Source organism: Spiroplasma sp. Moj, from assembly GCF_016082285.1.
GTDB lineage: Bacteria > Bacillota_I > Bacilli_A > Mycoplasmatales > Mycoplasmataceae > Spiroplasma > Spiroplasma phoeniceum.
In genome coordinates, this window is record NZ_MQTY02000048.1 from 1 (window position 1) to 7199 (window position 7199).

The following is a 7199-nucleotide window of genomic DNA, read 5'->3' on the forward strand; positions in this document are numbered from 1 at the left end:
CCATATACTTTTTCATTTTAATCTCCATTCTAATTTAAAGACTAAATCAGTGGTCTAAAATGTATATGGTTTTCACAGAACTTTAATTTTGTTTTCCTTGTTATTGATTTTAATTAAAGTTATAATTATGTAAAGGCCAACACACGGAAAGGAAGAATAAAAATAAAAACACTAACAATGAAATTAAAACTTTTTAATGGTGTTGAAATCCCATTAATTGGGTTAGGTACATATAAAATGACTGATGAGCATGAAGTTTATCAAGCTGTTATTGCCGCATTACAAAATGGTTATCGTCATATTGACACTGATCAAATCTATGGAAATGAAGAATTAATTGGCAAAGCAATCAAAGATAGTGGTGTTCCACGAAAAGAAATCTTTTTAACAAGTAAGATTTGAAATGCTAATCATAAGTATGATGTGGCATTACAGGAAGTAGATAACATACTAACACGGTTAGATACGGATTATTTAGATTTATGTTTAGTTCATTGGCCAACTGCCGATCGAAATGAATGTTTTCGTGCGTTAGAGACAGCGTATAAAGCAAAAAAAATTCGTGCAATTGGAGTCAGCAATTTTGAAGTTAGCCATTTACAAGAGTTAATCGCAATTAGTGAAATCAAACCAATGGTTAATCAAGTTGAACTTCATCCTGGTTTAAATAATACTGATGTTGTTAAATTTTGTCAAGTAAACAACATTATTATTGAATCATGAGCAACTTTAATACAAGGACAATGTATGACAAATTCTACTGTTCTTAAAATTGCAGAAAAACGCCAGAAAAGTCCTGCCCAAATTTGTTTAAAATGAGCAATACAACAAAATATTGTTGTTATTCCAAAATCAACCCATAAGGAACGTATTATTGCTAATAGTGAACTAGATGATTTTATGTTAGATGATGAAGATATGGCAGCATTATTTGCTTTACCACAGGTAAGATTAGGAGCTGATCCAAATAATTTTAATTTTTAATCACTATTTTTTGTTATAATTTAAAAGATAGTTTATCAAAAGGAATGATTCGATGAAAAAATTGCTTAGTTTTTTTGGAACGATGATAATGTTTACAACTCCAAGTATTTTAACGATTAGTTGTATTTATCCAGAACATTATTATATTCCAACCCAAGATGCAACATTGCAGCCAGCAGTTGGCAAGTTTTTAACACATTTTATGTTACAACCCATTAATGATGAAGATGAATATTGAGTAAAACATCAAGATGATAATACAATTTTCACAATGTTTTCAAAAGAAAGAGAAACTCATACTTTATGACCAATTATTAATTATAATTTTAATAATCCTTCAAATGTTCCAGCATTTGAGTTACCAACAACTAATGTTTTATTTAAAACATATATTGCAAGTATGCCAACCCATTTGCCAACAGCTAATCAATTATATCGTGATTTTATTTTGTTTCCTTTAATTCGTAATACAACGGAGTATACTTATACGACGGGACAAACAACAATGGAAGAATATATTTTAGATGGTAGCCATTTTCCAACAACGATTTATTATTTAACAATTAATTTAAATTCAAATGTTTTTTGAAGTTATGAACTTAATAAAGATTTACAAGAATATTTAATTAATTATATTCAGAATCATCCAAGGTTTATTTTTAAACAAAATATGACAACAGCAGAAATTATTAAATTATGGCTAACAAATGTTTATAGTGATTCAAATAATTTTAAAATTAGTAATATTAAGACAATTGAAAATATTGATGAATTATATTGTTATTTAAAAAATAAAATTACTTTTCATTTTGATCAGTTAGATACTAGTAAAGTTAATCAAAATGGAAAATTTAATTTTAAAGTAACTGACCAAAATGGTAATTATATGTGAGAATTAAATGAATTAAAATACCAAATTCAAAACTAAATATAACAAAAATAGACACATAAATTTTATACTTTATGTGTCTATTTTTTATTTAAAGGCTACTTTTTTTATAATTTAATCCAACAACATTTTTAACTTTTGTTATTTTTTTATTAGCAATTGCTCGTGCTTTTGTTGCTCCTAAATCAATTAATTCATCAATTGTTTGATCTTGCATTAATTTGTGGTATTTTTTTTGAATTGGTTCTAAAACTTCAATAATTGTATTGGCAACTTGTTCTTTTAATTGGCCATAATCGTGTTGAACAAACTCCTTAACAGCTGCTTCAATTGTTACTTTTTTTAAAACAGCATAAATTGTTAAAAGATTACTTACGCCTGGTTTTTGCTCAGGATTATAAGCAATTTTTCCTTCTGAATCAGTTACGGCGCTACGGATTTTTTTTCGAATTACTTCAGGTGCATCTAATAACCCGATAAAAGACTTAGGATCATTGGAAGACTTACTCATTTTTTTAGTTGGATTTTGTAAATCCATAATTTTGCCACCAATTGGTTGAATAAAGTCGGTCGGAATTTTAAATAAATCTTGTTGATAACGATTATTCATTCGTTCGGCAATATTTCGTGTTAATTCAATGTGTTGTTTTTGGTCTTTTCCAACTGGAACTAAATCAGCATCATATAATAAAATATCCGCGGCCATTAAAGTTGGGTAAGTTAATAATCCGGTTGGAATAAATTCAGTTCCATTTTCTGCTTTCATTTTTATTGATTTGTCTTTAAATTGTGTCATTCGTGATAATTCCCCAATAGTTGTATTGCACAATAAAATATGTGCTAATAAGGTAACTTCTAAGACATCTGATTGAACAAAAATAATTGCTTTTTGTGGGTCCAAACCACATGCATAATATAATGCAACCATATTTTTAATGTTATTTCGTAATTCTTCTTTGCTAATTGGAATTGTAATTGCATGTAAGTTTGCCACAAAAATAATTAAATTATTATCTTTTTGTAATTCAATAAAATTTTTTATCGCCCCAATATAATTTCCTAAAGTTAATTGCCCTGTCGCAGTAATACCTGAAACAATTGTTGGTTTTTTTTGTTCCATATGTTCTCCCTTCTTGTCCAAATTTAATAACATATTTAGTAATATCATAGCAAATATTTTAGTTTTTCCAAAAGAAAAACAATAAAAGTATTATTTTTCTTGGATTTTCAACCGATTTTGTTTACTATTTTTTGAACAAATAATATAATAAAATTATACACTTAAAAGGAGAGTAAAAAATTATGTCGAGAATTGAGAAAATTAATGCTCGTGAAGTAATTGATTCACGAGGAAATCCAACTGTTCAAGTTGAAGTTTGAACAGAATTTGGCGGATATGGTTCAGCAATGGTACCATCAGGAGCTTCAACTGGAAGTCGTGAAGCATTAGAATTAAGAGATGGTGATAAAGGACGTTACCAAGGGAAAGGTGTTTTAAAAGCAGTTGGGAATGTTAATACAAAAATTGCCGAACAACTGGTTGGAATGGAAGTAACAAACCAAGTTGAAATTGATCATGCCATGATTACTTTAGATGGAACTGATTTTAAAAAGAATTTAGGTGCTAATGCAATGCTAGGAGTATCAATGGCTGTTGCAAAAGCAGCTGCTTCGGAATTAGAAATGCCATTATACAAATATTTAGGTGGTGTAAATGGGAAAAAACTACCTGTTCCAATGTTGAATATTATTAATGGAGGAGAACATGCTGATAGTGCAATTGATTTCCAAGAATTTATGATTATGCCAGTTGGAGCTGAAACTTTTAAAGAAGCTTTAAGATGATCATCAGAAATTTTTCATACTTTAAAAAAAATCTTACATGATAAAGGTGATATTACTGCTGTTGGTGATGAAGGTGGTTTTGCTCCGCATTTTAATTGAGCATATAAAGATCAAACTTTAGCTTCATTTCAAACAAAAACACCAGCTGAGGTTGCCTTAGATTTAATTGTTGAAGCAATTGAAAAAGCAGGATATAAACCAGATAAAGAAGGTGTTATGATTGCAATGGATTGTGCTTCATCAGAATTATATTTTGATGATAAAAAATATCACTTTAAGAAAATTGAAAAAGTTACTGGTAAAGAATATGCCATGACAACAGAAGAATTAATTAAATATTTAGACAAATTAGTTGATAAATACCCAATTATTTCAATTGAAGATGGTTTAGCAGAAGGTGATTGAGCTGGTTTTGAATTACAAGTAAAAACAATGGGACATAAAATTCAAATTGTTGGTGATGACTTATTTGTTACAAATCCAAAAATTACAGCAGAAGGGATTGCTCGTAACGCTGCAAATTCTGTTTTAATTAAATTAAACCAAATTGGAACAGTTACTGAAACAATTGATACAATTCAATTAGCACAAAAAGCAGGTTGAACAGCAGTTGTTTCACATCGTTCAGGCGAAACAGAAGATTCAACAATTGCTGATTTAGCAGTCGCTTTAAATACTGGTCAAATTAAAACAGGAAGTATGTCACGAAGTGATAGAATTGCAAAATATAATCGTTTATTAGCAATTGAAGATGAGTTAGGAACAGTAGCTGAATATGATGGAATTAAAACATTTTATAATTTAAAAAAACATGTTGCTGATTTAAAAAAATAACCTTTTATAAGATTATTTTTTTATTATGATTATATAAATATTTATGGTGATAAAAGAATGTAACAATACCAAATATTTGAAATTTTAAAAAATAGTTGAAACATCGTTTTGATACTATATGTAGTAATATGATAGTATTATATTGTATTGAAAAGGGGTAATAAAAATGAAATTGGCGAGCAATAATTTAAAAAAACAAATTAATAGTAAAATTAAAAATATGGATATTGATTTGAAATATGAAAAGAAAAAATTAGAAATTAATTCTGATAAAATTGTTGTCTCCATAAATGAAATTAAAAACAACCCTATTTTTAAAGAATTATTTATTAATTTATCAGATAAATAAAAAATGTGAGTAAAAATATACTCACATTTTTTTATCTTAAATTTAAAAATATGCTATAAAATTTGATATCATATGTATTTTATTTAAAATTAAAAATATTTTAACTTACTTAATAAGCCTATTAATTTATTTAATCTCTTTTAATCAGTTTAAAGTACGCTTAACAGCAACTTTTCATCCTTTTAATAATTTTGCTACAATTTGTTGCTTTAATTTAGCATGATATTTTTTTCCAACGGCGGATATTTTTTTAATTTCTGTTGGTGATGTTCAGAATCCAACAACTAATCCGGCTAGAAAAGCAGCTCCCATGGCTGTGGTTTCAATATTTTGCGGGCGAATTACTTCAACTTGTGAAATATCAGCTTGAAATTGCATTAAATATTCATTTTGACTAGCACCACCGTCAACTTTAATTCGTTTAATTGGCTGTTGTAAATCTTCAGCCATGGCAGTAATAACATCATATGATTGATAAGCAAGTGATTCTAATGTTGCTTTAACTAAATGTTCCCGCTTTGTTCCACGCTCTAATCCAAAAATTGCACCACGTGAATAAGAATCTCAGTAAGGTGATCCTAACCCGGTAAAGGAAGGAACAACATAAACTTGTTGGTCATCTTGGACAAGATTAGTATATCAATCTGTTTCACTAGCATGATAAACAATTTGGTCGCATGTAAAAAATTGGGGTTTTGAAAAAACGCAGAAATTGAATAAGAATAATAAATTAAACCATTTACTAAAATGGTTTTTTATTTGTAAAACCAAAATTATTAATTGATTCAGAGAAAGGACAGTATCTTAAATATTTACAAAAAAACTATAACAACTTTTTGATACCCTCTTTAAGTTGTTTACACATTTATTAAATATCTTAGAAATCTTTACAAAGTGTACCTGTTTTTCTCCTAATTTAAGGTGTTGTCTTTTCTCTGTTTCAATTAATTAATTTTGCTAATAAATAAAAAAATAATACCAAAGAAAGGAATGAGTAATGAAAATTAATAAACAAAAACAAATTTGCGATATTGATAATTNTTATAAAGCAATATCATTCATTACCGAANAATTTGTATCAAATAAAGTTTTATGAACTTGTGAAAAACATAAAGATTTATTAGACTTCTTGCATAACCTAGTTATTTTAAAATTCCTATAAAATNTATTTNAAATATANNTTATAGGAATNTTAAAATAACTAGGTTATGCAAGAAGTCTAATATTTTTTAGTCATATCTTTAAAAAATGAATCATATATTTCAGAATTAGGTTCTTTTAATTATTCCCCTAAATTGAAAATTCGTTTATTTAAATTTTTATCATTTAAAAATGGTTAAGGAAGAACTTAACCCTTTTTTCACATTAATAAAGTATTAAACATCTTCTTTATAATATTTATTTCATGATGCAATATCATCACTATCATTCTTATTAACTGGTTCTAATGATGGCCGTTTTTCTAAGTCAATTTCGTCTTCAACATTATTATTCTTTTTCCGCGAATCAAGGATAAATTCTTTATCTGGTGCTGTCCGATTTTGTAACGCTTGACTTTGCATTCTAATTCGTGACATCGTTAATTTTTTATCTTTAAATTCAATCATTCACTGGATTGGTAACATTAATGGGTCAAGTTTTTCCCCATTACGAATAATCATTAATAGCATATTAATAAATTTACCAAATCCTTCTTCCCCTTTTCAATGTTCCATTTCTAATGGATCATACATTAATTGATTTTTAACCAAATCATAATTGGAAGCATGTGCTTCTGTAATTTTTTCTGCTCATTCTATTTCAGGAATTAAATAAAAATTAGTTGATAAACTACAATTAAATAAATGTTGTTGATTTTTAAATAATGAGAAATTAAACTTATCAACAATAATGGCACTAATACTAATTGTTAAGCCAGTTAAATCAGTTACTTCTTTCATTCATTGAAAAATTGCTTGAACATAACGAAGAATAAATTTTAATTTTCCTGACGAATAAAGAATTGTTTTTCAGCTTTCATAATCAAACTGATATTCTGCATCATGTCGTACTTCACGAATATTTTCATCAGGTTCTAATGCTAAGAAGTCTTCAACTGATAAAATAATCATATCTTTTTTCATATGGTTTGTTTCTCCTAGGTGACCTATCTCATTGACACATTTTCTACTTGATTATATCATAAAACTAAGGAGAAAACTAGGTATTAGGGAAGTAATTTATGTGAAAACCATATACATTTTAGACCAGTTAGTCTTTTAAAAATTTTAACACAGCTTCAGTTGGTGTTAAAAAATT

General features: G+C 27.4%; 6 protein-coding genes and 1 pseudogene. 4 read left to right on the plus strand and 3 right to left on the minus strand.

Translation table 4 applies throughout. The features are described from left to right. Positions 1-177 precede the first annotated feature (177 nt). The gene (locus BST80_RS03065) at positions 178-984 is read left to right on the plus strand and encodes an aldo/keto reductase (protein ID WP_415745919.1); all 807 of its coding nucleotides are present in this window, start codon (positions 178-180) and stop codon (positions 982-984) included. A gap of 52 nt (positions 985-1036) precedes the next feature. Further along, entirely contained in the window at positions 1037-1912 is an 876-nt protein-coding gene (locus tag BST80_RS03070; RefSeq protein ID WP_415745920.1) for a lipoprotein, read from the plus strand. Positions 1913-1964: 52 nt separating this feature from the next. Here BST80_RS03070 and trpS read toward each other — a convergent pair whose 3' ends face one another. Then, positions 1965-2993 carry a tryptophan--tRNA ligase gene (trpS, locus tag BST80_RS03075; RefSeq protein ID WP_415745921.1) on the minus strand — a complete coding sequence of 343 codons (1029 nt, stop codon included), beginning with the start codon at positions 2991-2993 and terminating at the stop codon, positions 1965-1967. 182 nt (positions 2994-3175) lie between these two features. On the opposite strand from trpS, the gene eno reads away from it, so the two are divergent. After that, a complete protein-coding gene (eno, locus tag BST80_RS03080; RefSeq protein ID WP_415745922.1) occupies positions 3176-4552 on the plus strand; it encodes a phosphopyruvate hydratase in 1377 nt (458 codons plus the stop codon). Between the two features lie 166 nt (positions 4553-4718). After that, positions 4719-4901 carry a hypothetical protein gene (locus BST80_RS03085; RefSeq protein ID WP_338991726.1) on the plus strand — a complete coding sequence of 61 codons (183 nt, stop codon included), beginning with the start codon at positions 4719-4721 and terminating at the stop codon, positions 4899-4901. A 126-nt stretch (positions 4902-5027) separates the two neighbouring features. Here BST80_RS03085 and BST80_RS03090 read toward each other — a convergent pair. Then, positions 5028-5573 (minus strand): annotated as a pseudogene (locus BST80_RS03090) (FGGY-family carbohydrate kinase); the annotation flags it as partial. 704 nt (positions 5574-6277) lie between these two features. Further along, on the minus strand, positions 6278-7024 hold the full coding sequence (locus tag BST80_RS03095) for a hypothetical protein (protein WP_415745923.1): 747 nt from the start codon (positions 7022-7024) through the stop codon (positions 6278-6280). Between the last annotated feature and the right edge of the window lie 175 nt (positions 7025-7199).